The sequence below is a fragment of the Nonomuraea sp. 10N515B genome (assembly GCF_052245915.1).
Taxonomy (GTDB): domain Bacteria; phylum Actinomycetota; class Actinomycetes; order Streptosporangiales; family Streptosporangiaceae; genus Nonomuraea.
This window is the reverse complement of sequence record NZ_JBQQBQ010000069.1, coordinates 26,019-45,250: the sequence shown is the minus strand read 5'-3', so window position 1 is coordinate 45,250 and position 19,232 is coordinate 26,019. Positions and strand designations below refer to the sequence as shown.

Genomic DNA, 19,232 nt, shown 5'->3' with positions numbered 1-19,232 from the left:
GGCGGCGCGAGCCGCCCGCCCGCCGGGTGACATGATCGGACAGCCGGGGGGCGTCCTTAGCTGTCCGATCGACCGTGGAGCTGCTGCCATGTCGGCCTACCTGCGCTTCCCCGCCGTCTTCCACGACGTCGTCGTCTTCGCCGCCGAAGACGACCTGTGGATGGTCTCCGCCCCGGGCGGGCGGGCCTTCCGGCTGACCGCCGGGCTCGCCGAGGCCGGTTATCCGCGGATCTCGCCGCGCGGCGACCAGCTGGCGTTCGTCGGCCGGGAGGAGAGCCCGGAAGGGGTGTACGTCATGCCGGCCGACGGCGGCGCGGCCCGCCGGGCGACCTTCCACGGCGCCCGCTGCACGGTGACCGGCTGGGACCCCGAGGGCCGCGTCCTGTACGCCAGCGACGCCGCCCAGCCGTTCGAAGGCCGTAAGTGGCTGCATCGGGTGGCGCCCGGCGGGGTGCCGGAGCGGCTGCCGTACGGCCCGGCGAACTCGATCGCGTACGGTCCCGACGGGATGATCGTGCTCGGCCGCAACACCGCCGACCCCGCCCGCTGGAAGCGCTACCGCGGCGGCACCGTCGGCGACCTGTGGATCGACCCGGACGGCGAGGGCGAGTTCCGGCGGCTGATCAGGCTGCCCGGCAACCTCGCCTCGCCCTGCTGGAGCGACGGCCGGGTGTGCTTCCTCTCCGACCACGAGGGCGTCGGCAACGTCTACTCCTGCGACCCCCGCGGCCAGGACCTGCGCAAGCACACCCACCACGACGACTACTACGCGCGCAACCTGTCGGGCGACGGGCACCGGCTGGTCTACCACGCGGGCGCGGAGCTGTACCTGCTGGACCCCGGCGAGCGGCCGCGCCGGCTCGACGTGCGGCTGGCCAGCTCCCGCACGCAGCGCAACCGCCGCTTCGTGGAGGCCGCCGACTACCTCGACAACGCCACGCTGAGTCCGGACGGCAGCGCGCTGGCGATCACGGCGCGCGGCAAGGCGTACGCGATGGCGAACTGGGAGGGCCCGGTCCACCAGCACGGCGCGGAGGACGGCGTCCGCTACCGGTGCCTGACCTGGCTCAACGACGGCACGCGGCTGATCGCGGCGGCCAGCGACGACAGCGACGAGGAGAAACTCGTGATCCTCGAGGGCGGCGAGGGCGGCCCCGGCACGGAGGTCGCCCGGCTGGGCCGGATCAACGCCCTCGTCCCCGACCCGGCGCACGACCGGATGGCGATCGTCAACCACCGTCTCGAGCTGCACCTGCTCGACCTGGTCACGGGCCGCTCCGACCTGGTCGAGGCCAACCCGCACGGCTCGCCCGAGGACCTGGCCTGGTCGCACGACGGCCGGTGGCTGGCCTACGCGGCCCCGCTCAACGCCCAGACCACCGCGATCAAGCTGCACCACCCGGAGACGGGGCTGACCGTGCAGGCCACCGAGCCGGTGCTCAAGGATTCACGGCCGGCGTTCGACCCGCAGGGCCGCTACCTGTACTTCATCGGCCAGCGGACCTTCTCCCCCGTCTACGACCAGCTCCAGTTCGACCTGGGTTTCCCGCTGGGCACCCGCCCGTACGCGGTGGCGCTGCGCGCGGACGCGCCGGACCCGTTCGTGCGCGAGCCGCGCCCGCTGGAGCAGAAGGAGGACGAGGACGACAGCGAGGAGCCGGGACCGCTGCATGTGGACGTCGACGGGCTGGCCCGCCGCGTCACGGCGTTCCCCCTGCCCGAAGGCCGCTATGAGCGGCTGGCCGGGCTCAAGGGCAAGGTGCTGATCCTCGCCAGCCACCCGGAGGGTGAGAACACGCTGCATCTGTACGACCTCGCCAAGGGCAAGAAGGAGACCTTCGCCGACGGCGTCACCGACTTCGAGCTGGGCCGCGACCACAAGACGCTGCTGTACCGGGCGGGCTCCAGGCTGCGGGTGGTCAAGGCCGGCGAGGCGCCGGAAGGGGACGACGAGCGCCCGGGGCGCGCGAGCGGCTGGGTCGACCTGTCGCGCGTCAAGGTGTCGGTGTGCCCGGAGACGGAGTGGCGGCAGATGTTCCGCGAGGCGTGGCGGCTGCAGCGGGAGAACTTCTGGAGCGAGGACATGGCGGGGGTGGACTGGCCGGCCGTGTACGACCGCTACCATCCGCTGGTGGACCGGGTCACGACCCGGGGCGAGTTCTCCGACCTGCTGTGGGAGCTCCACGGCGAGCTGGCCACCAGCCACGCCTACGAGAGCGGCGGCGAATACCGGCCCGGCCCCGAATACACCCAGGGCAAGCTCGGCGTCGACTGGGACTACCGCGACGGCGTCTACCACATCCGCGCCGTCGTCACCGGAGACCCGTGGGATCCGGCGGCCACCTCGCCGCTGCGCCGGCTCGGCGTGGACGTACGCCCGGGCGACGCGGTCCTGGCGATCAACGGCGCGCCCATCGGCGCGGCGGCCACGCCGAACGAGCGCCTGGTGAACCAGGCCGGTGAGGAGGTCGAGCTGACCCTGCGCCGCGAGCAGCGGGTCTTCACGGTCACCGTGCGGACGATCGCCGACGAGCAGCCGGCTCGCTATCGCGACTGGGTCAACCTCAATCGCGCCCGATGCCACCAGCGCTCCGCCGGCCGGGTCGGTTACCTGCACGTGCCCGACATGGGGACGGACGGGTTCGGCGAGTTCCACCGCGGGTTCCTGGCCGAGTACGACCGCCACGCGCTCATCGTGGACGTGCGGTTCAACGGCGGCGGGCACGTGTCGGCGCTGCTGCTGGAGAAGTTGTCGCGGCGCCGGCTCGGCTACGACTACCCGAGGTGGGGGGCGACGGAGCCGTACCCGCCGCAGTCACCGCGCGGTCCGCTGGTGGCCATCACCAACGAATGGGCGGGCTCCGACGGCGACATCTTCAGCCACACCTTCAAGGTGCTGAAGCTGGGCCCGCTGGTCGGCAAGCGCACATGGGGCGGGGTCATCGGGATCTGGCCGCGGCACCAGCTGGCCGACGGGACCGTGACGACGCAGCCGGAGTTCTCCTTCGCCTTCGACGACGTCGGCTGGCAGGTGGAGAACTACGGCACCGACCCGGACATCGAGGTCGACATCACCCCGCAGGACTACGCGCGGGGCGTGGACACGCAGCTGGAGCAGGCCATCGACATCGCGCTCGAGCTGCTGGCCGAGCGACCCCCGCACACTCCCGATCCCTCACATAGGCCGCGAATGCAACCTTAGGTGCGTAGCGGGCGTCTAACGATCAGAGGCGGGGAAAGCGCATAGGGGATGAACGGTGCACTCCGCCGACGCGAGACAATGGCCGGTGGCAAAGGGCACGACTTTGTCGCCGGCCACGTGTGTTGTTCACTTCTTGGTCCTAAAGGGGGACATGTCAGGTGCGCGCACTGGCACGCAAGGGAAAGTCGGCCGCGGTCCGGCTCTATCGGGGGTACAACCGGCGCAGGGCGCGCAACGCGCCGCCGCCCTCCACGCAGCGCATCCGCATCCTGCTGCTGCACGCCAACGGCATGGGCGGCACGATCAGGACCGTGTTCAACCTGGCGAGCTATCTGGCCAAAGAGCACGACGTGGAGATCGTGAGCATCCTGAAGGAGGCCGAGGAGCCGTTCTTCCCGATCGACCCGCGGGTCAGGTTCCACTTCCTCGACGACCGGCTCAATCCCAGCCCCGACCCGCTGCGCGCGGTGCTGTCGAAGCTGCCCAGCAGGCTGATCCCCAAGGAGGAGTCGGCCTTCCACCGCTTCAACCTGTGGACCGACCTCAAGCTGGCCCGCTACATCCGCTCCCTCGACAGCGGCGTGCTGTTGGCCACCCGGCCGGGGCTCAACCTGGCGATGGCCCAGTTGACGCCGCCCGGCGTCATCACGATCGGGCAGGAGCACGTGGCGCTGCGCACCCAGGCCGAGCCGATCCAGGAGCTCATCAAGTGGCGCTACCGCCGCCTCGACGCCCTGGTCACCCTCACCAAGGCCGACCTGCGCGACTACCGTGAGACGCTGCCGAAGAAGCCTCGCAAGCTGACACGCATCCCCAACGCCGTGCCGCCCATGTCGGGGGACGTGGCCAAGCTCGACGCCAAGGTCGCCATCGCGGTCGGCCGCCTGACCCGCATCAAGGGCTTCCACCGGCTCATCACCGCCTGGGAGAGCGTCGCCGCCGCCCACCCGGACTGGAAGCTGCGGATCTTCGGCGCCGGCCCGCAGGAGGACAACCTGCGCCAGCAGATCATCGACGCCGGACTCGAGGGCAAGGTCGAGCTGCCCGGCCCCACCTCCGACGTGGGCGCCGAGCTCGAGAAGGCCTCCATATACGTGCTCAGCTCCCGCCACGAGGGCTTCCCCATGACGATCCTCGAGGCCATGGCCAAGGGACTGGCGATCGTCAGTTTCAACAGCCCGCACGGCCCCAAGGAGATGATCACGCACGGGGTGGACGGGCTGCTGGTCAAGCCGCGTACCAACGCCAACCTGGCGGAGGCCATCAACCGGGTCATCGAGGACGAGCAACTGCGCAGGGACCTGGCCGCGCGGGCGCTGGAGACGGCGCACACCTACGACCCGGACGTGATCGGGCAGAAGTGGGACGCGCTGCTGGCCGAGCTCCTGGCCCGCCGGAACGGAACCTACGTCAGACCCCAGCCACCAGCCGAGCCCGAGCCCGGCACCATGCCCGAGTCCGACCTCACACTCCAGAGCCCGTCAACTCCACCGGCTCGGCAATGACGTCGACCAGCGCCCCGTTGCGATAGACGGTGATCGGCAGCGGCCGCCCGATCGCGTCGGCGAACATCAGCCGCTGCAGGCTCTGCGCATCGCCCACCGGGCTGCGGCCCGCGCTCAGCACCAGGTCGCCCGCCCGCAGCCCGGCCTGGTCGGCGGGCGAGCCCGGCACCACCTCGACCACGCGCAGCGCCCCGTCCTGCCCGGTACGCCGCCGCAGCTGCTCGGGCAGCGGCGCCGGCGACGTCACCAGCCCGAGGAACGCCCGCCTGACCCGGCCGTCCCTGATCAGCGCGGCGATGATGGAGCGGGTCGTGCTGTTCATCGGCACGGCCAGCCCCACGCCGATCCCCGCCACGGCCGTGTTGATCCCGACCACCCGTGCCCGCGAGTCGGCCAGCGCCCCGCCGGAGTTGCCCGGGTTGAGCGCCGCGTCGGTCTGAATCACGTCCTCGATCAGCCGCACGTTGGACCCGCTGCGTGCGGGCAACGACCGGCCCAGCCCCGACACCACCCCGGCCGTCACCGACCCGGCCAGCCCGAGCGGCGTGCCCACGGCCACCACCAGCTGCCCGACGACCAGCTCGTCGCTGTCACCGAGCACGGCGGGCGCGGGCGTGGCCGTCTGCGCCCTGATCACGGCCAGATCCGACAGCGGATCGCGACCCACGACCACGAAGTCACCCGAGGTGCCGTCGCCGAACGCGACCGTGCCGGCGCGGGAGGAACCGACGACGTGCGCATTGGTCAGCAGGAACCCGTCGGCGGTGAACACCACCGCGGACCCGCTGCCCCGGCCGGCCCGCACGCTGGCCACCTTCGGCAGCAACTCGGCCGCCACGGAAGAGACGACGCGCGAGTAGGCGTCGAGGGGATCCGCCATCACGTGCCCTCCTTTGCTTACAGGATTACACGTTAACTCCGCCTCCCGCCAGGCGGGCGGTCGTCACCGGCGCTGCGCGGAGACGTAAAGATCGGCGTACGAGTCGATCAGTCACACAACTCTCCCCGTGTCAAAACGGTGGAAGCCGGGAATTTCTCTAGACAACTGGCAAGCTCACGGAGGACCGGTTGAGCACGAAGGACGCCATCGCCCTTCTCGCGGGAGCCGTCATCGTCGTTTCCTTCGTCGGCACCGCCAAGACCCCGCCGGCCACCGCTGCCAGCCCGCTGGGCAACGTCAGCGGCACGCTGCCCGGCCTGGCCCCCATCGTCTCCGACGCCGACAAGGCCAAGGCGCGCGACCTCATCCAGCGGCTGCGCGTCAAGAGCTTAGGTCCCAACACCGGCTACGAACGCACCCGGTACGGGGAGAACTGGGCCGACACGGCGACCGGCGTGCCGTACGCGGGCAACGGGTGCCGCACCCGCGACGACCTGCTGGCCCGCGACGGCCGCGACGTGACGTACCGGGAGGGCTCGGCCTGCGAGGTCGTGTCGATGACCCTGGACGACCCCTACACGGGCAGGACCATCTCCTGGCACCAGGACAACGCCGACGAGGTGCAGGTCGACCACGTGGTGCCGCTGAACTACGGCTGGCGCATGGGCGCGCCGCGCTGGCCCATGTCCAAGCGGCTCGACTTCGCCCAGGACCCGCTCAACCTGCTGCCGGTCGACGGCGAGGCCAACGAGGAGAAGGACGCCTCCGGGCCGGCGAGCTGGCTGCCGCCGCAGCGGCGCATCCGCTGCGCGTACGTGACCCGCTTCGCGCAGGTCGCGTTCAAGTACAACGTGCCGGTCACCGCGGCCGACAAGAAGACGATGCTGGCGCAGTGCCGCTAACGCGGGTCGATCCAGTCGAAGCCGTTCGTGAACGTCAGCTCGGCCAATGCCCGCTGCCCGGCCGCGCTCGGGTGGAAGAAGTCCCACTTGCTGACGTGGTCGAGGGTGAAGGGAAAGGTGAACACGGCGCCGCCGTCGGTGTCGCAGCGGGGACCGTAGGCGGCGCAGGCCTGGGCGGCGGCCCGGTTGTAGGCGATCACCCGCTCGCGCACCCGGGTGCGGCGCTCGGTGTCGGCCCGCTTGGTGGAGGACGGGTTGGCCAGCATCGTGGGGCAGATGCGGCCCAGTGTCCAGAACGTCCTGGCCAGGGGGTTGCGCCGACCGGCCTGCCACAAGCGCCGCAGGTCGGGGATGCTGGCGATGAGCACCCGCGCGCTGGGCATGCCGGCCCGCAGCTCGGCCAGCGCCGCCTCCAGGCGCTGCCGGTAGGTCGCCACCGGAGTCATGGCCTGCTCGGTGCGCGCGCACGCATCCTGGGCGCCTATGAGAATCGTCACGTAGTCGGCCTTGGCCGCGACCGCCTTCTTCACCTGGCCGAGCAGGTCGGCGCTGGTGGAGCCGGGGACGGCGTAGTTGAGGTTGTGTTTGTGGAGCGTTCCAGACAACCTCGACAGGCGCAGGTAGTGGCTGGTGATCTCCCGGTGGTCACCTGCCGACCACGAGCGGGAGGTGCAGGAGACGTACCAGCCGCAGGCGTTGAATCCGCTGGAGACGGAGTCGCCGAGCGCGGCCATGATCTCGGGTACGGGCTCCGCGGCGGCCTGCGCCGGAGCTGCACCGGACAGGACGACGGCCGCGGCGAGAATGGGGCCCAGGCGAGCGATCATGGCCCCAAGGTAGAGAGCCGATCATGCGCGGACTATGACGTCGAGGCAAGGTCTGCCATTTCAGGACCGTCTTCATATGGCCGCTTGACAGCCCGAAGATGATCAGGCTGTGACCAATCTCGCATGGCGTCCGGTTTTTTCCGAGTTCGCTGGCCGTAACGTGCCATTCACGGGGGTCCGAGTCGAACATGTTCAGGTCGCGAATAGCATGTCTTGAGTGAGTGTCGCGCTCGGAACAATCCGCCCGCTGCCGGTTCGCACCACCCCCGTGGTCGACCCCGGCAATCTGTCGGCTGGGCTAGCCTCTCTGCCAAGCACGGCGCCGTACGCCTGGATCAGGAACGGCGAGGGACTCGTCGGCTGGGGCCAGGCCGCCAGGGTCGCCGTGCCGCCGGGGCCGGGCAGGTTCGCCTGGGCACGGCAGTGGCTGACCGGCGTGTTCGGCGACGCGTACGTCGACGACGCCGTCCGCATCCCCGGCTCGGGTCCCGTCGCCTTCGGCAGTTTCACCTTCGACGAGGACGCCGACGGCTCGGTCCTGGTCGTGCCGCAGGCGGTGCTCGCCCGCCGCGACGGCCACGCCTGGCTGACCACCATCGGGGAAGCGCCGCTGCAGACCTTCTCGCCCCTGCGCGACCCCGGCCGCATCAGCTACGGCGACGGGAGCCTCTCCGCCCCCGAGTGGGAGCATGTCGTGGCCCGCGCCGCCCAGCGCATCCGCGACGGCGAGCTGGAGAAGGTCGTGCTCGCCCGCGACCTCGTCGCCACCGCCGAACGCCCCATCGACGTGCGGCTGCTGCTCGCCCGGCTGGCCCGCCGCTACCCCGAGTGCTACACGTTCTCCGTCGCGGGCCTGGTCGGCGCCACCCCCGAGCTGCTGATCCGGCGCACCGGGCAGGAGATCGAGTCGCTCGTACTGGCCGGCACGACCCCGCGCGGCACCGGACCGGCCGACGACGTCGCCCGCGGGGCCGCGCTGCTCGCCTCTGCGAAGGACCGGCACGAGCACGAATGCGCGATCGCCTCCGTCCGCCAGACCCTCGCCCCGCTGTGCTCGTCGCTCACCACCCCGGACGAGCCCGAGCTGCTCATGCTGCCCAACGTCCAGCACCTGGCCAGCCACGTCAGCGGCCGGCTGGCCGACGGGGCGTCGGTGCTGGACGTGGTCGCCGCCATGCACCCCACCGCGGCCGTCGGCGGCACCCCGACCGACACCGCGATCAAGGTCATCCGCGAGCTGGAGGGCATGGACCGGGCCGGATACGCCGGGCCGGTCGGCTGGATCGACGCCCACGGCGACGGTGAGTGGGGCATCGCGCTGCGCTCGGGGCTCATCCAGGGCCGCCGCGCCCGCCTGTTCGCCGGCGGCGGCATCATGGGCGACTCCGACCCGGCCGCCGAACTGGCCGAGGCGCAGGCCAAGTTCCGCGTCATGCAGTACGCGCTGGAGGGCTGAGCCCGGCTCGGCTCCTCTCAAGGGCCGGGCGCGGCGTCGCTCAGGGCCGGGCCGGCGCCGCTCAGGTGGGGACGTGGACGTCTTCGCCCACGACCACGCGGGCCCGGCCGGCCGTCAGCGTGGCCACCCAGTCGGCGAACGTCGCCACCTCGTCCTCCCCCACCGCGACGGCGAACGTGACGTCGCTCGCGTACACCACGTCCTCGACCGCGTAACGTGAGGCCCGCAGATCGTTCTCCACCCGCCCGGCCTGGTCGTGCGCCACCGAGACGCGGATCCGCTTGGCCGGCACCATCCGCACGGGCTCGGCCCGGTCCAGGGTCTCCGTCACCGCCGACCCGTAGGCCCGCACCAGCCCGCCCGCCCCCAGCAGCACACCGCCGAAATAGCGGGTCACCACCGCCACCACATCGCTGAACCCCCGCCCCACCAGGGCCTGCACCATCGGCGTGCCCGCGGTGCCGCCCGGCTCCCCGTCGTCGTCACCCTTCTGGATGCGCTCCCCGATGACGTAGGCGGTGCAGTTGTGGGTGGCGTCGGCGTATTCGCGCCGCCGCCCGGCGATGAACGCCACCGCCTCCTCCACGCTCCGCGCGGGCGCCACGGCGCAGAGGAAGCGCGATCGCCGCACCTCGGTCTCGTGCTCGACGGTGGTGGTGAGAGTGAGGTACGGAGCAGACACATCCGACAGAGTAATGCCGTCGCCGCCGGAACCATCCGGGCTAGCATCACGTTCATTCCATAAGACCTCGGGGAGCGTCTCCATGGACACTGCGAACGACGTCATGCCCTTCGTCATCTCCGCGATCGGCGCCTACGGCGTGGGCGTGCTGGCCAAGACCAGCGAATTGGCCGCCAACACTCCCGTCGCCCGCGGCGCCCGCATCCTGCAGCGCGTGTTCGGCCGCGGCGACGCCTCCTCCAAGGCGGTGATCGAGGCGGTGGCCGAGGGGAAGCCTGACGATGGGCCCAGCCACGCGGCATTGAAGTCCGCCATCTCGGCGGCCTTCCGGGCCGATCCTCACCTGTCGCGTGAGGTCGCCGCCATGTTGCCCCGGTCTGTGCTGCCCGCCTCCGAGGACCGGCCGGTCACGGTGGGCGGCGTGAGCGTCACGGGGGACGAGGAGAGCATCGACTCGCCTCGCTGAGGGACCACTGAGACATGGCACAGGCCCGGAGGATCTGCTCCTCCGGGCCTCGGCGTGCCTTGGGTAATAATGGCCCGTCCACCAACAGGCCGGATGCCTTTACTTTGTAGATCAAAGCTAACCCCCCGGCTTTTTGCGTCAGCTCCCTTCGTACCTCCGAAGTCCTCCCATGTATCGCCCGAAACCCTCAAAATCCGGTCATTGTCGCTCCAGCTCGTGCGCCAGTTCCTCCAGCTCCGCCCCACCCGCCACGAGCGAGGTCAGCGCCTGCGGCGTGATGTCGGCCTTGGCGTACTCGCCCATGCTGGTCCCCCGGTTGAGCAGCAGGAACCGGTCCCCCACCGGGTAGGCGTGGTGCGGGTTGTGGGTGATGAACACCACGCCGAGCCCCCGGTCGCGGGCCCGGGCGATGTAGCGCAGCACCACGCCCGCCTGCTGCCCATCGCCTTCAGCTCCTCGCGGGCCACCCGGCGGGCCTGGGCCACGTCGAAGGCCAGGCCCTTGGTCGGCTCGGAGCCGAGGAAGAAGTTCCGCCACACCGACATGAGCGGGATCATCGCCAGGTCCTGGTAGACGGTGGCGATGCCGCGGTCGAGCGCGGCACGCGGGCTGGAGAAGCGCACCTCCGCGCCGTCCACCAGCAGCGTGCCCGCGTCGTGCTGGTGGACCCCGGCGAGGATCTTGATGAGCGTGGACTTGCCCGCGCCGTTGTCGCCGAGCACGCAGACGACCTGCCCGGCCGCCACGCCCATCGACACCTCGCGCAGCGCCAGCACCAAGCCGAACGTCTTGCCGATGCCCCGGGTCTCGAGGATCAATGCCGCACCTCCTCGGCGTAGCGCCGGACCAGGCGGTTGGCCAGCAGCAGCATCCCGAGTGTGACAATGCTGCAGATTTCCCCGGGGGCGCAGTCGGCTGGATTGACGCTCTGGGCCCGCTGGCGCAGGTTGTGCAGGGCCGTGTGGGTGGCGAGTAGTTCGGTGATGCGCTGGTCGACCTGCTCCGGATGGGCGTTGATGAGGGCGATGACGTGGTGGCAGGGCGGCTGCCCAGCGTCGCGGATGGCCAGCACGCCACGGATCTCGGCCAGGGTGAGCCCGGCGGCCTGCGCGTCGCGGATGAAGACAAGCCTCTCGGCGACCTGAGGCGGGTAGTCGCGAGCGTGCCGATGCGCATAGCTCCAGGTTGGGGCCTTGACCTTCCAGCGTGATGGAAGGTTTACGGTCGTGGAGTAAGCACAACCCGCAGCTCGGAAGGAGGCCACGCGATGGAGCTGACGGTGGTGGCGGTGCCGAACTGCCCGAACGCGCCGCTGCTGGAGGAGCGGCTGGTCCACGCGCTGGCCGAGACGGGCGCCGCGGCAAGGGCCTCGATCTCACGCCGCACGGTGAGCGACGCCGAGCAGGCCAAGCGGTGGCAGATGCGCGGCTCGCCGACGCTGCTGATCGATGATCGAGACCCGTTCGCCGACCCCGCGGTGCCGACCGGCCTGGCCTGCCGAATGTATCGCGACGAGGAGGGCCACCTGGAGGGGGCACCGTCGGTGGCAGCGCTGCGCCGGGTGCTGGGTCAGGTGCCGGGCGGCGGCGCAAGGTAGATTCGTCCCGCTTCGGGTGTGATGTGCCATGGGGCCTCACGGCGTTCTCGGGTTGCGTTGACGCGGGCCGGGGAGATTCCGGGCATGAGCTGGGCGGCCTATCTGCGTGCCTTTCACGAGGAACGAGCAGGGATCACCGAGGAGGTGCTGCGCCGCTGCCGGAACCGCGGCGGAGAGGATCCGTACCGGTGGCTGCTGGCCGCTTTGCCCCAGCGTGGGCTGGTGCTGGATCTGGCCTGCGGCAGCGCGCCGCTGAGCGCCGATCTGGCCGCCGGGCATCGCGTGGTCGGGGTGGATGCGGCGTTCGCGGAACTGCAGGCGGCTCCCCGACATAGGCGCATGGGCCTGGTGCTGGGCGATGCACGGGCGCTTCCTGTTGCGACGGCTTGCGTGGATGTCGTGGTGTGCTCCATGGCGCTGATGGTTCTCACCCCTGTGAGCGAGGTGCTGGCCGAGATCCGCCGGGTGTTGCGGCCACAGGGCATGCTGGCCGCAACCGTTCCGGCCACCGGGCCGTTGCGGGCGACGGACCTGCCGCCGGTCGCCGGACTGGTGGCGACGCTGGGGCGGCGGCTTGGCTATCCGGGCGATCGGCCGCTGGGTCGTGCGCCGGAGTTGTTCGCCCGCTCGGGTCTGCGGGTGGTGGGTGACGAGCGTCGCCGGTTCGGCTACCCGTTGCGCGGGCCGCGCGATGCCGACCTGCTGCTGGAGTCGCTGTATCTGCCGGGCCTTCCCGCTTCCCGGCGCCGGTGGGCTCGGCGGTATCTACGGCTGCTCACCATGGCCGAGTGGGAGATGCCGGTTCCCGTCCGGCGCATCCTGGCCGTCGCCTCCTGAAGCCCCTGCGAATGGTGTCATCTGGCTGACAGTGTCGTGAGCGCCGTGGCGGTTGTCCGTCCTTTCCCGTGAGAGCACCTCGACAGCGGGAGGGGCGGCATGGATCGGCAAGTGGTACGGGATGCGGCGGTGCGCGAGGCCGCGGAGCGGCTGGTGGCGGGTGGTGGCCGAGCGGCCGGTCAGGACGCCCGCTTGGCCAGGGCCTGCGGGTTGAGGATGTCGATGGCGGCGTAGCGTACGGCGATCAGCTTGTCACGTTCCAGCTCTTTGAGGATCTTGTTGAGTGAGGGGCGTTGCACGCCGAGCATGGCCGCCAGTGTGCGCTGCGGAAGCGGGACGTGCGCGCGCTGTAGGGCATCGGCATGCCGAGCAGGAGCTGGATGTCACCGCCCACCGGGGAAGATCAGCGCACCACGCGGAAAGTCATCGCTGTGCAGGGTCTGGGCGAGCGCGTCGAGGTCGTCCGGGGTGAGCGGGGCGGCCTCGCCGCGCCGACGCAGCGGGCCACCCAGGCGGCCTCGCGGATGCGCGCATCGGCCTGGGATCCGCCGAGCAGCCGGGCGGCCTGCTCGATCGCCGCCGCCGGCAGCTTGTACCAGCGCCTTCACCTGCTTGCGACGATCAGGCAGTACCCGGCGACGCCGTCGCGTACGGCACCGGCTGCCGACCGGGTGAGCTGCAGCGCCCGCGTCAGGTCCAGGCCGGTCGAGGCCATGCGCAGGACCCGCAGCCGAGCTTCGACCTGATCGATCATTTCGGCCAGCGCCTGGTCGTGCTCCTCGGTGAGGCCGGCGGTCAGCCCGGCTTGGGCGAGGAGGTGCGTGTAGGTGTCGATGGGCCGGGCGTCGGCCAGGCAGGCCACCCATCCGGCGAGATCGGCGAGCTCGTCGGGCAGCCGGTCGGTGGCCATGGTGATGTCGGTGATGCCCACCCGTCCGCCGGGCCGCAGCACGCGGGCGAATTCGCGAGCCGCGGTGAGCTTGTCGGGGAAGGTGCAGAAGGCGCACTCGCAGATCACCGCGTCGAAGCAGCCGTCGGGAAAGGGCAGCTTCTCGGCGTCTGCGAGGTGGAAGGCGGTGAGGTGGCCGACCCCCTGCTGTTGGGCAGCCGTACGGGCCCGCTCCAGGTTGTCGGCGCCGAGGTCTGCTCCGTCCACGTGTACGCCGTACTCCTTGGCCAGAAGCAGCGCGCTGGTGCCGCGCCCGCAGGCCACGTCGAGCACGCGCATGCCGGGCGACAGGGCCAGCCGGTCGGCCAGCCGCCGGGTCAGGGCAGGCCCGCCGGGGTGGAAGGAGTCGCCGAGGACGAGCGCGACCACATCGCTGGAGTAGGCCGCCGCACAGCACCTCTTGATCTCTTGGGCCATGGCCTCAGGCGTGACAGGCGCCCTGTCATGCGTCATGCGATTCCCCGCTGTCGTTCAGTCCGCGGCCGGTGTTGGTGGCGTCCTTACGTGTGCTGTTCCCGCCGTCGGCGGCGATTTTCGAGCCGTACGGCGACACCGTGAGGATCGGCTGCAACGGGGTCGCGTTGGGCACGACGCCGGCCACGTTCACACCGGACATCTGGGCGCGGACCTGTTCGCGGTAGCCGACGGAGTTGTAGGCGCAGAACGGGATCAACCGGCCGTCCGGGGTGATCTCCTCCACACAGCACTTCATCAACTGGCGGACGTTGAGCGTGTACGGGTCCTGAAAATCCTGAATAACGATCATGAACGCTTTGTCGGTCAGCTCGGTGACCGCCTGCGGCAGATCGATGCCGCAGGCCACGCACTCCAGTTGCTCATCGGTGGCCGGGGCGCCCATGGTGGCCGAGGCGCTCCACAGCTTCTCCAGCGCCGCCCGGACGCCGTAGTCGGGCACTACCCGGTTGGAGACGTAGTCCAGGTAGTCCTCCACCTTGACCAGCCGCGGGATCGGCACCACGCCGTCCTCGTCGATCAGCAGGTAGGTGATCGAGCGGCAGGCCGGGAAGCAGCACGGCACCGGGAAGAAATCCGAGGCGCGCAGCCAGTCGGGCAGCTGCTCGGCCAGCAGGTGGATGATGTCGGAGTTGGTCAGCCGGGTCAGCGGATCGAACTCCCGGTGGCGCCCGGCGTGGGTGACCGGCTGGAACGCGATGGAGCGTACCGCCGGATGGCCGACACCGAAGCGGACGATCGCACCGAGCTCGTGCTCGTTCAGATCCCGCTCCACGGCCGCGACCAGCGTCACGGTCAGCCCCTCGGCCGCACAGTTGTCCAGCGCCTTCTGCTTGATCTCGCGCAGGTCCCGGCCCCGGACGGCGAGATGGGTGTCCCGGTCGAAGCCATCGAACTGCAGATAAACGTTCACCGACCGGCCGGGCACGCGGTTGCGCTCACCCAGCGCTGCCACGAAGGCCTTGTCGGAGGCCAGGCGGATGCCGTTGGTGTTGAGGTTGACCGAGCGGACCGGCCGCGCCTGGGCCATGTCGATCATGGCCAGGATGTCCTTGTGGATGGTCGGCTCGCCGCCGGAGAACATCACCACCTCGGCCTCGCCCTCGCTGGCCACGAACGCGTCCAGCATGGTCGCGCACTGCTCCAGGGTGATCGAGTACCCGTCGCTCTGATGGCCGGAGTCGGCAAAGCAGATCGGGCAGTCCAGGTTGCAGCCGGTGTTGACCTCGATGATGCCCAGGCAGGCGTGCTGCTTGTGCTCCGGACACAGCCCGCAATCCAACGGGCAGCCGTCGGCCACCTCGGTCTGGAAGGCGAGCGGGATCGTGCCGGGCTTGTTGAAACGGGCCGCCTCGGTGTACATCTGCGCGTCGCCGTACACCAGCGCCTCGAACGACCCGTGCTCGCGGCAGCGCTTGCGCAGGTAGACCCTGCCGTCGCGGATGTTGACCTGGGCATCGATCACGACCTTGCACACCGGGCAGATCGACTTGGTGTATTCCAGGAACACCTCGTCGCGATCGACCTTGCCGGGTACGGGCACGGGCACAGCGTCGCTCACCGGGGTCTCCTCGTCGATCAGGGGGATCTACCTGCCAACTTTCCCCGGTTCGGCTCCGCGAACGCGCGAGATTGTCAGGAGCCGAACACTTTGCGGCCTGCAGCTCGTCCTCGGCCAAGCCGTGACGTGCCACGGTGTCCGTGACGGAAATCGCTGACAAGCCGTCGACCTGGCAGGCGCAGGCCCGAGGGGTCTTCACCCGCTGGTCCAGCCGACGTCCCTGAAACGCCCTGCGGCATCACTCAGGGGTCCGATCGCGCCGTCGTGCCTTGCGCAGCGCGAGCGCCCCGGCGATGAGCAGGGCGAGCGCGACGATGATCCAGCCGGTGCCGAGTCCTGCCAGCCAGTCGGCGATGGTCGCTTGTACGACTGTCGCGGTGTTCACGATCGGGTCGTCGGCGGACCCTCCGGCGAAGACGCGTAGCTCGTACCAGCCGTAATAGACGACGTACAGGCCGGCGAGGGTGAGCAGGCCGCCGCTGGCTCTGGACACGTACGGCAGCAGGCGCCGCAGCCGGGCGACCACGGCGGCGCGGGCGAACGCCACCGCCAGCGACAGCACAGCGACGACCATGCCCATGCCGAGCGCGTAGGCCGCAAAGGCGGCCACGCCGGCGAGCAGCCCGTTGCCGGACAGGGAGGCCGAGGTGACCGCGAGGAACGGCCCGACCGTGCAGGACAGGGAGGCCAGCGCATACGACAGCCCGTAGCCGTACAGGGACAGAGGCGAAGTGGTGGGGCGGCCGGTGGCCAGCCCTGGCAGGCGCAGCAGCAGTTCGCGGCCGGACAGCAACCACAGGCCCAGCCCGGCCAGTACCACCCCGATGACCAGGCTCGCCCACGGCAGGTAGCCGCCCACCGACACCGCCAGAGCGGTCACCGCGAGCCCGAACAGGCCGAAGACCGTGACGAATCCAGCAGTCATGGCCGCCGAAAGCGTCAACGCCCGTCCGACGGGACCGCGGCGTGTGGTCTCCTCATCGTTGATCAGCAGAGTGAGGTATGCGGGCAACATGGCGAAGCCGCACGGGTTGAACGCGGCCACGGTGCCGGCGGTGAGCGCCAGGGCGAGCGGGAGGTCGGCGGAGCTCACGCGGGCGCTCCCCCTCCGCGGGTTCTGGGCGTCGCTGCCCCGTCGAAAGGTCCGGGCACCGCCGTCACCCGTCGCGCAGCGCGCGGACGAGCTCGTCCAGCTGCTCCTTGCCGAGCGGCCCGGACGCCTTGGCGGTGGTGCCGTCCGGCTTCATGAACACGAACGTGGACTGCTGGCTGACGCCCAGCTTCGTCCACACGGCTCCCTTCTCGTCCGAGAGATGCGGGAAGTTCTCCGTCTTGGTGCGTTGGACGAACTCCTTCATCGCCGCCTCGGTGTCCAGCCCGGCCACGCCGACGAAGGCGACGTCCCCGTACTGGGCGGCGGCGGCCTTGACGTGCGGCGCCTCGGACATGCACTTGGGACACCACGGCGCCCAGAACCAGAAGACCACGGGCTTGCCGGCCAGGCTCGCTCCCTGGAAGGTCTCACCGTCCAGCGTCCGGGCGGAGAACTCCAGCGTGGCGGGCACGGAACCGTTGCTCGCCGTCTCCTGCGACGCGGTCGGCTCGGGTGTTACGGAGGTCGAGGGGGACGTCGTCTGCGCGGAGGTCATGGTGGCGGTCGCAGAGGCCGACGTGGTGTCACTCGCCGCCTCGCGCTGCCCTGTGCCGCCGCACCCGGCCGCCAGCAGGGCAAGTGCCGCCGAGGCAGCCGCCGTTCGTACTGGGAACATGCCCCCCACCTTAGAGGCGGTGCTCTACGTCACTTCTTACAACCCCATGACGGTGACAGCCACCCGGGCGACCGGGCACATGCTCGTACGGTGCTCTCCCGGACACGCCCAGGCGGTGGTCCTGAAGCGCCACCGGGCTGCTGGAAGGCACCACCGCTCGCCTGAGCGTTCGTGCCGTCGGCCTTTATGCCGATCGGCGCTGGGGCGGGTGATTGAGCGCGCGCATCATTAGCGGATGCCCGGGCCGTCCGGCAAGAGCCCTCATTTCTGATTGCCGGGCCGTAAAGAGCCGTAAGCGTCCGTAAGGAGCACGCAATCTCCTGAGGCTGAGGCGCATGGCACGATCTGGATGCGCTGCCGCGGAGCGTGATCGGTCTCGGTCCACAAGCGGAGAGGACAGCCCATGCGCCGCTACATCACGGAGTTCATCGGAACGTTCTTCCTGGTACTCACCATCGGCGCCACGGTCTTGACGAAGACGCCCCTGGCACCGGTGGCCATCGGCGCGATCCTGATGGTCATGGTGTACGCCGGAGGACATGTCTCCGGCGCCCACTACAACCCCGCCGTGACCTTGGCCGTGCTGCTCCGCGGCCGGATCAGCCTGGCCGACGCCGTCCCGTACTGGATCGCCCAACTGGCCGGAGGCGTTCTCGCCGCGCTCACCGCTACCTACATGGTCAATCCCGGCAGCGTGCCGGCGCTGTCGCCCTCCGGGCGGGAGCTGGGGGTCGCGCTGCTGGCTGAGGCGCTGTTCACCTTCGCACTCGCGTACGTGGTGCTGAACGCCGCCACCAGCAGGGACCACCCGGGCAACAGCTTCTACGGCCTGGCCATCGGATTCACCGTGGCCGCCGGCGCGTTCGCCGTCGGCGGCATCTCCGGCGGGGCCTTCAACCCGGCGGTCGCCGTCGGCGCCGCCTGGATGGGGCTGTTCGCCTGGAGCAAGATCTGGATCTGGCTCCTGGCCGACCTGGCAGGCGGCGCCCTCGCCGGGCTGGCCTTCCTCGCGCTCAACCCCAAGGAACGCGCCCCGCTGGAACCCTCCGCAACCTGACCGCCCGGAACCCATCCTGGAGCCGACATGATCAGCGCACGCGAAGTCGTCGAGCGAGCGGGCGTCGATGTGAACATCCTGATCGACCGGCTCGCCTCCGCCGCCGCAGCGGAGCTGAGCGCCGTCTACCGCTACACGATCCTCACCGCTCATCCGCTCGGTTTCGCCGATGAGGAACTACGCCAGATCCTCAAGGACATCCGCGATGAGGACCGACACCATTTCGACGCGCTCGTGGGCCGCATCTACGAACTGGACGGAACGCTCCCCGACGACATCCGGCAGTTCCTGAAAAGCAGGCATGAACCGCCGCAGGACAGTGCCGTCGACGCACGGGATCCGGTCACGACACTCATCGAAGACGTACGACGCGCCGTCCACCCTTATGACGGCCTGCGTGACCTCACCGAAGGCAAAGACCCACGCACTCATCTCCTCGCCCAGGCGATCCGCAACGAGAAGATCGAACACCAGGCGTGGCTGGAAGAGTTCCTCGGCTCAGGGCCACCTGGGCGTTTCCACCGCGGCTTCCGCGGCCGCTCCCCCCTCCTCACCCGTCTGACCACTACGCCCAAGGGCACCGAACCACCAGCGTGACCCTCAGCGGCCGGGCGCAGGGCCTTTCCCGCGCCTGCTGGCCGCCGCATGGGCGATGATCATGCTGCCTTCGACGCTTTGATCACGCCGCATAGGCGGGCCCTGCACCTGCGTTGTTATCGCATGCTTGGCTCGATCGACCAGGCCGAGGAGGTGGTGCAGGAGACGCTGCTGCGGGCTTGGCGCGGCCTGGGCGGCTACGCGGACCGGGCGCCGCTACACCACTGGCTCCACAAGATTGCGACCATGGCCTTGCTGCAGGCTGCCGAGCGGCGCGAGCGCCTGCCCCGGCCCCTCGTCTTGACGGGGGCGGCGCTTGTTGCGGGGATCGTGCCGCGCTGGGTGATGGCGGGCCTCACCGGCCCCGACCGGTGGAGCGCCCACATCCCCCGCCGACAGGCCAGCCCGCGCCGCTACCGTTGAACCGAACCGAACCGGCGCGCGGCCCGGGCGAACTGGGCGCAACCGCCC

Annotated in this window: 20 protein-coding genes; 10 read left to right on the top strand and 10 right to left on the bottom strand. The window is 70.4% G+C overall.

From position 1 onward, the window contains the following. The first annotated feature begins 88 nt into the window (after positions 1-88). Both ACTWQA_RS50105 and ACTWQA_RS50100 read left to right on the top strand, forming a co-directional pair. Positions 89-3,202: a S41 family peptidase gene (locus tag ACTWQA_RS50105; RefSeq protein ID WP_443165898.1), complete on the top strand. Its 3,114-nt coding sequence runs from the start codon at positions 89-91 to the stop codon at positions 3,200-3,202. Positions 3,203-3,360: 158 nt separating this feature from the next. Next, entirely contained in the window at positions 3,361-4,707 is a 1,347-nt protein-coding gene (locus ACTWQA_RS50100; RefSeq protein WP_443165897.1) for a glycosyltransferase family 4 protein, read from the top strand. On the opposite strand, the gene ACTWQA_RS50095 is transcribed toward ACTWQA_RS50100, so the two are convergent. After that, positions 4,667-5,587: a S1C family serine protease gene (locus tag ACTWQA_RS50095; protein WP_327581072.1), complete on the bottom strand. Its 921-nt coding sequence runs from the start codon at positions 5,585-5,587 to the stop codon at positions 4,667-4,669. The two genes, ACTWQA_RS50100 and ACTWQA_RS50095, sit on opposite strands and share 41 nt — an antisense overlap. Positions 5,588-5,775: 188 nt before the next feature. On the opposite strand from ACTWQA_RS50095, the gene ACTWQA_RS50090 reads away from it, so the two are divergent. Continuing rightward, entirely contained in the window at positions 5,776-6,489 is a 714-nt protein-coding gene (locus ACTWQA_RS50090; protein WP_443165896.1) for an HNH endonuclease family protein, read from the top strand. Here ACTWQA_RS50090 and ACTWQA_RS50085 read toward each other — a convergent pair. After that, the gene (locus ACTWQA_RS50085; RefSeq protein WP_443165895.1) at positions 6,486-7,316 is read right to left on the bottom strand and encodes an SGNH/GDSL hydrolase family protein; all 831 of its coding nucleotides are present in this window, start codon (positions 7,314-7,316) and stop codon (positions 6,486-6,488) included. The genes ACTWQA_RS50090 and ACTWQA_RS50085 overlap by 4 nt on opposite strands. Positions 7,317-7,533: 217 nt before the next feature. Here ACTWQA_RS50085 and ACTWQA_RS50080 point away from each other — a divergent pair, with 217 nt between their 5' ends. Next, on the top strand, positions 7,534-8,772 hold the full coding sequence (locus tag ACTWQA_RS50080) for an isochorismate synthase (RefSeq protein ID WP_443165894.1): 1,239 nt from the start codon (positions 7,534-7,536) through the stop codon (positions 8,770-8,772). Between the two features lie 61 nt (positions 8,773-8,833). On the opposite strand, the gene ACTWQA_RS50075 is transcribed toward ACTWQA_RS50080, so the two are convergent. Continuing rightward, on the bottom strand, positions 8,834-9,454 hold the full coding sequence (locus ACTWQA_RS50075; protein ID WP_443165893.1) for an IMPACT family protein: 621 nt from the start codon (positions 9,452-9,454) through the stop codon (positions 8,834-8,836). An 82-nt stretch (positions 9,455-9,536) separates the two neighbouring features. Here ACTWQA_RS50075 and ACTWQA_RS50070 point away from each other — a divergent pair, with 82 nt between their 5' ends. Further along, positions 9,537-9,920, top strand: a complete 384-nt coding sequence (locus ACTWQA_RS50070; RefSeq protein WP_443165892.1) for a hypothetical protein — start codon at positions 9,537-9,539, stop codon at positions 9,918-9,920. A gap of 260 nt (positions 9,921-10,180) precedes the next feature. Here ACTWQA_RS50070 and ACTWQA_RS50065 read toward each other — a convergent pair whose 3' ends face one another. Continuing rightward, complete coding sequence (locus ACTWQA_RS50065; protein ID WP_443165891.1) at positions 10,181-10,738, bottom strand: ATP-binding cassette domain-containing protein; 558 nt, start codon at positions 10,736-10,738, stop codon at positions 10,181-10,183. Next, positions 10,735-11,184, bottom strand: coding sequence for a MerR family DNA-binding protein (locus tag ACTWQA_RS50060; protein ID WP_443165890.1), 450 nt, complete (start codon positions 11,182-11,184; stop codon positions 10,735-10,737). The genes ACTWQA_RS50065 and ACTWQA_RS50060 overlap by 4 nt, the downstream gene beginning before the upstream one ends. 3 nt (positions 11,185-11,187) lie before the next feature. On the opposite strand from ACTWQA_RS50060, the gene ACTWQA_RS50055 reads away from it, so the two are divergent. Both ACTWQA_RS50055 and ACTWQA_RS50050 read left to right on the top strand, forming a co-directional pair. Then, positions 11,188-11,517, top strand: coding sequence for a thioredoxin family protein (locus ACTWQA_RS50055; RefSeq protein WP_443165889.1), 330 nt, complete (start codon positions 11,188-11,190; stop codon positions 11,515-11,517). 84 nt (positions 11,518-11,601) lie between these two features. Further along, positions 11,602-12,354, top strand: coding sequence for a class I SAM-dependent methyltransferase (locus tag ACTWQA_RS50050; RefSeq protein WP_443165888.1), 753 nt, complete (start codon positions 11,602-11,604; stop codon positions 12,352-12,354). 179 nt (positions 12,355-12,533) lie between these two features. On the opposite strand, the gene ACTWQA_RS50045 is transcribed toward ACTWQA_RS50050, so the two are convergent. The 5 genes from ACTWQA_RS50045 to ACTWQA_RS50025 all read right to left on the bottom strand — a co-directional run bounded on the left by ACTWQA_RS50045 (position 12,534) and on the right by ACTWQA_RS50025 (position 17,107). After that, positions 12,534-12,662: a helix-turn-helix domain-containing protein gene (locus ACTWQA_RS50045; RefSeq protein ID WP_443165887.1), complete on the bottom strand. Its 129-nt coding sequence runs from the start codon at positions 12,660-12,662 to the stop codon at positions 12,534-12,536. Positions 12,663-12,958: 296 nt separating this feature from the next. After that, positions 12,959-13,756, bottom strand: coding sequence for a class I SAM-dependent methyltransferase (locus ACTWQA_RS50040; protein ID WP_443165886.1), 798 nt, complete (start codon positions 13,754-13,756; stop codon positions 12,959-12,961). Further along, complete coding sequence (locus tag ACTWQA_RS50035; protein WP_443165885.1) at positions 13,746-15,338, bottom strand: radical SAM protein; 1,593 nt, start codon at positions 15,336-15,338, stop codon at positions 13,746-13,748. Before ACTWQA_RS50035 ends, ACTWQA_RS50040 begins: the two co-directional genes overlap by 11 nt. A gap of 238 nt (positions 15,339-15,576) precedes the next feature. Beyond that, entirely contained in the window at positions 15,577-16,431 is an 855-nt protein-coding gene (locus ACTWQA_RS50030; protein WP_443165884.1) for a cytochrome c biogenesis CcdA family protein, read from the bottom strand. 64 nt (positions 16,432-16,495) lie between these two features. Beyond that, positions 16,496-17,107, bottom strand: a complete 612-nt coding sequence (locus ACTWQA_RS50025) for a redoxin domain-containing protein (RefSeq protein ID WP_443165883.1) — start codon at positions 17,105-17,107, stop codon at positions 16,496-16,498. Positions 17,108-17,510: 403 nt separating this feature from the next. On the opposite strand from ACTWQA_RS50025, the gene ACTWQA_RS50020 reads away from it, so the two are divergent. From ACTWQA_RS50020 to ACTWQA_RS50010, 3 genes are all read left to right on the top strand, one after another. After that, positions 17,511-18,164, top strand: a complete 654-nt coding sequence (locus tag ACTWQA_RS50020) for an MIP/aquaporin family protein (RefSeq protein WP_443165882.1) — start codon at positions 17,511-17,513, stop codon at positions 18,162-18,164. 27 nt (positions 18,165-18,191) lie between these two features. Next, entirely contained in the window at positions 18,192-18,761 is a 570-nt protein-coding gene (locus tag ACTWQA_RS50015) for a ferritin-like domain-containing protein (RefSeq protein WP_443165881.1), read from the top strand. Between the two features lie 78 nt (positions 18,762-18,839). Further along, positions 18,840-19,184, top strand: coding sequence for a sigma factor (locus tag ACTWQA_RS50010; RefSeq protein ID WP_443165880.1), 345 nt, complete (start codon positions 18,840-18,842; stop codon positions 19,182-19,184). The last annotated feature ends 48 nt before the right edge of the window (positions 19,185-19,232 follow it).

Coding starts and splice junctions, on each gene's coding strand:
- ACTWQA_RS50095 (WP_327581072.1), bottom strand. CDS start 5,587: ATGGCGGATCCCCTCGACGCCTACTCGCGCGTCGTCTCTTCCGTGGCG.
- ACTWQA_RS50050 (WP_443165888.1), top strand. CDS start 11,602: ATGAGCTGGGCGGCCTATCTGCGTGCCTTTCACGAGGAACGAGCAGGG.
- ACTWQA_RS50045 (WP_443165887.1), bottom strand. CDS start 12,662: ATGCTCGGCGTGCAACGCCCCTCACTCAACAAGATCCTCAAAGAGCTG.
- ACTWQA_RS50020 (WP_443165882.1), top strand. CDS start 17,511: ATGCGCCGCTACATCACGGAGTTCATCGGAACGTTCTTCCTGGTACTC.
- ACTWQA_RS50085 (WP_443165895.1), bottom strand. CDS start 7,316: ATGATCGCTCGCCTGGGCCCCATTCTCGCCGCGGCCGTCGTCCTGTCC.
- ACTWQA_RS50025 (WP_443165883.1), bottom strand. CDS start 17,107: ATGTTCCCAGTACGAACGGCGGCTGCCTCGGCGGCACTTGCCCTGCTG.
- ACTWQA_RS50015 (WP_443165881.1), top strand. CDS start 18,192: ATGATCAGCGCACGCGAAGTCGTCGAGCGAGCGGGCGTCGATGTGAAC.
- ACTWQA_RS50105 (WP_443165898.1), top strand. CDS start 89: ATGTCGGCCTACCTGCGCTTCCCCGCCGTCTTCCACGACGTCGTCGTC.
- ACTWQA_RS50055 (WP_443165889.1), top strand. CDS start 11,188: ATGGAGCTGACGGTGGTGGCGGTGCCGAACTGCCCGAACGCGCCGCTG.
- ACTWQA_RS50070 (WP_443165892.1), top strand. CDS start 9,537: ATGGACACTGCGAACGACGTCATGCCCTTCGTCATCTCCGCGATCGGC.
- ACTWQA_RS50040 (WP_443165886.1), bottom strand. CDS start 13,756: ATGACGCATGACAGGGCGCCTGTCACGCCTGAGGCCATGGCCCAAGAG.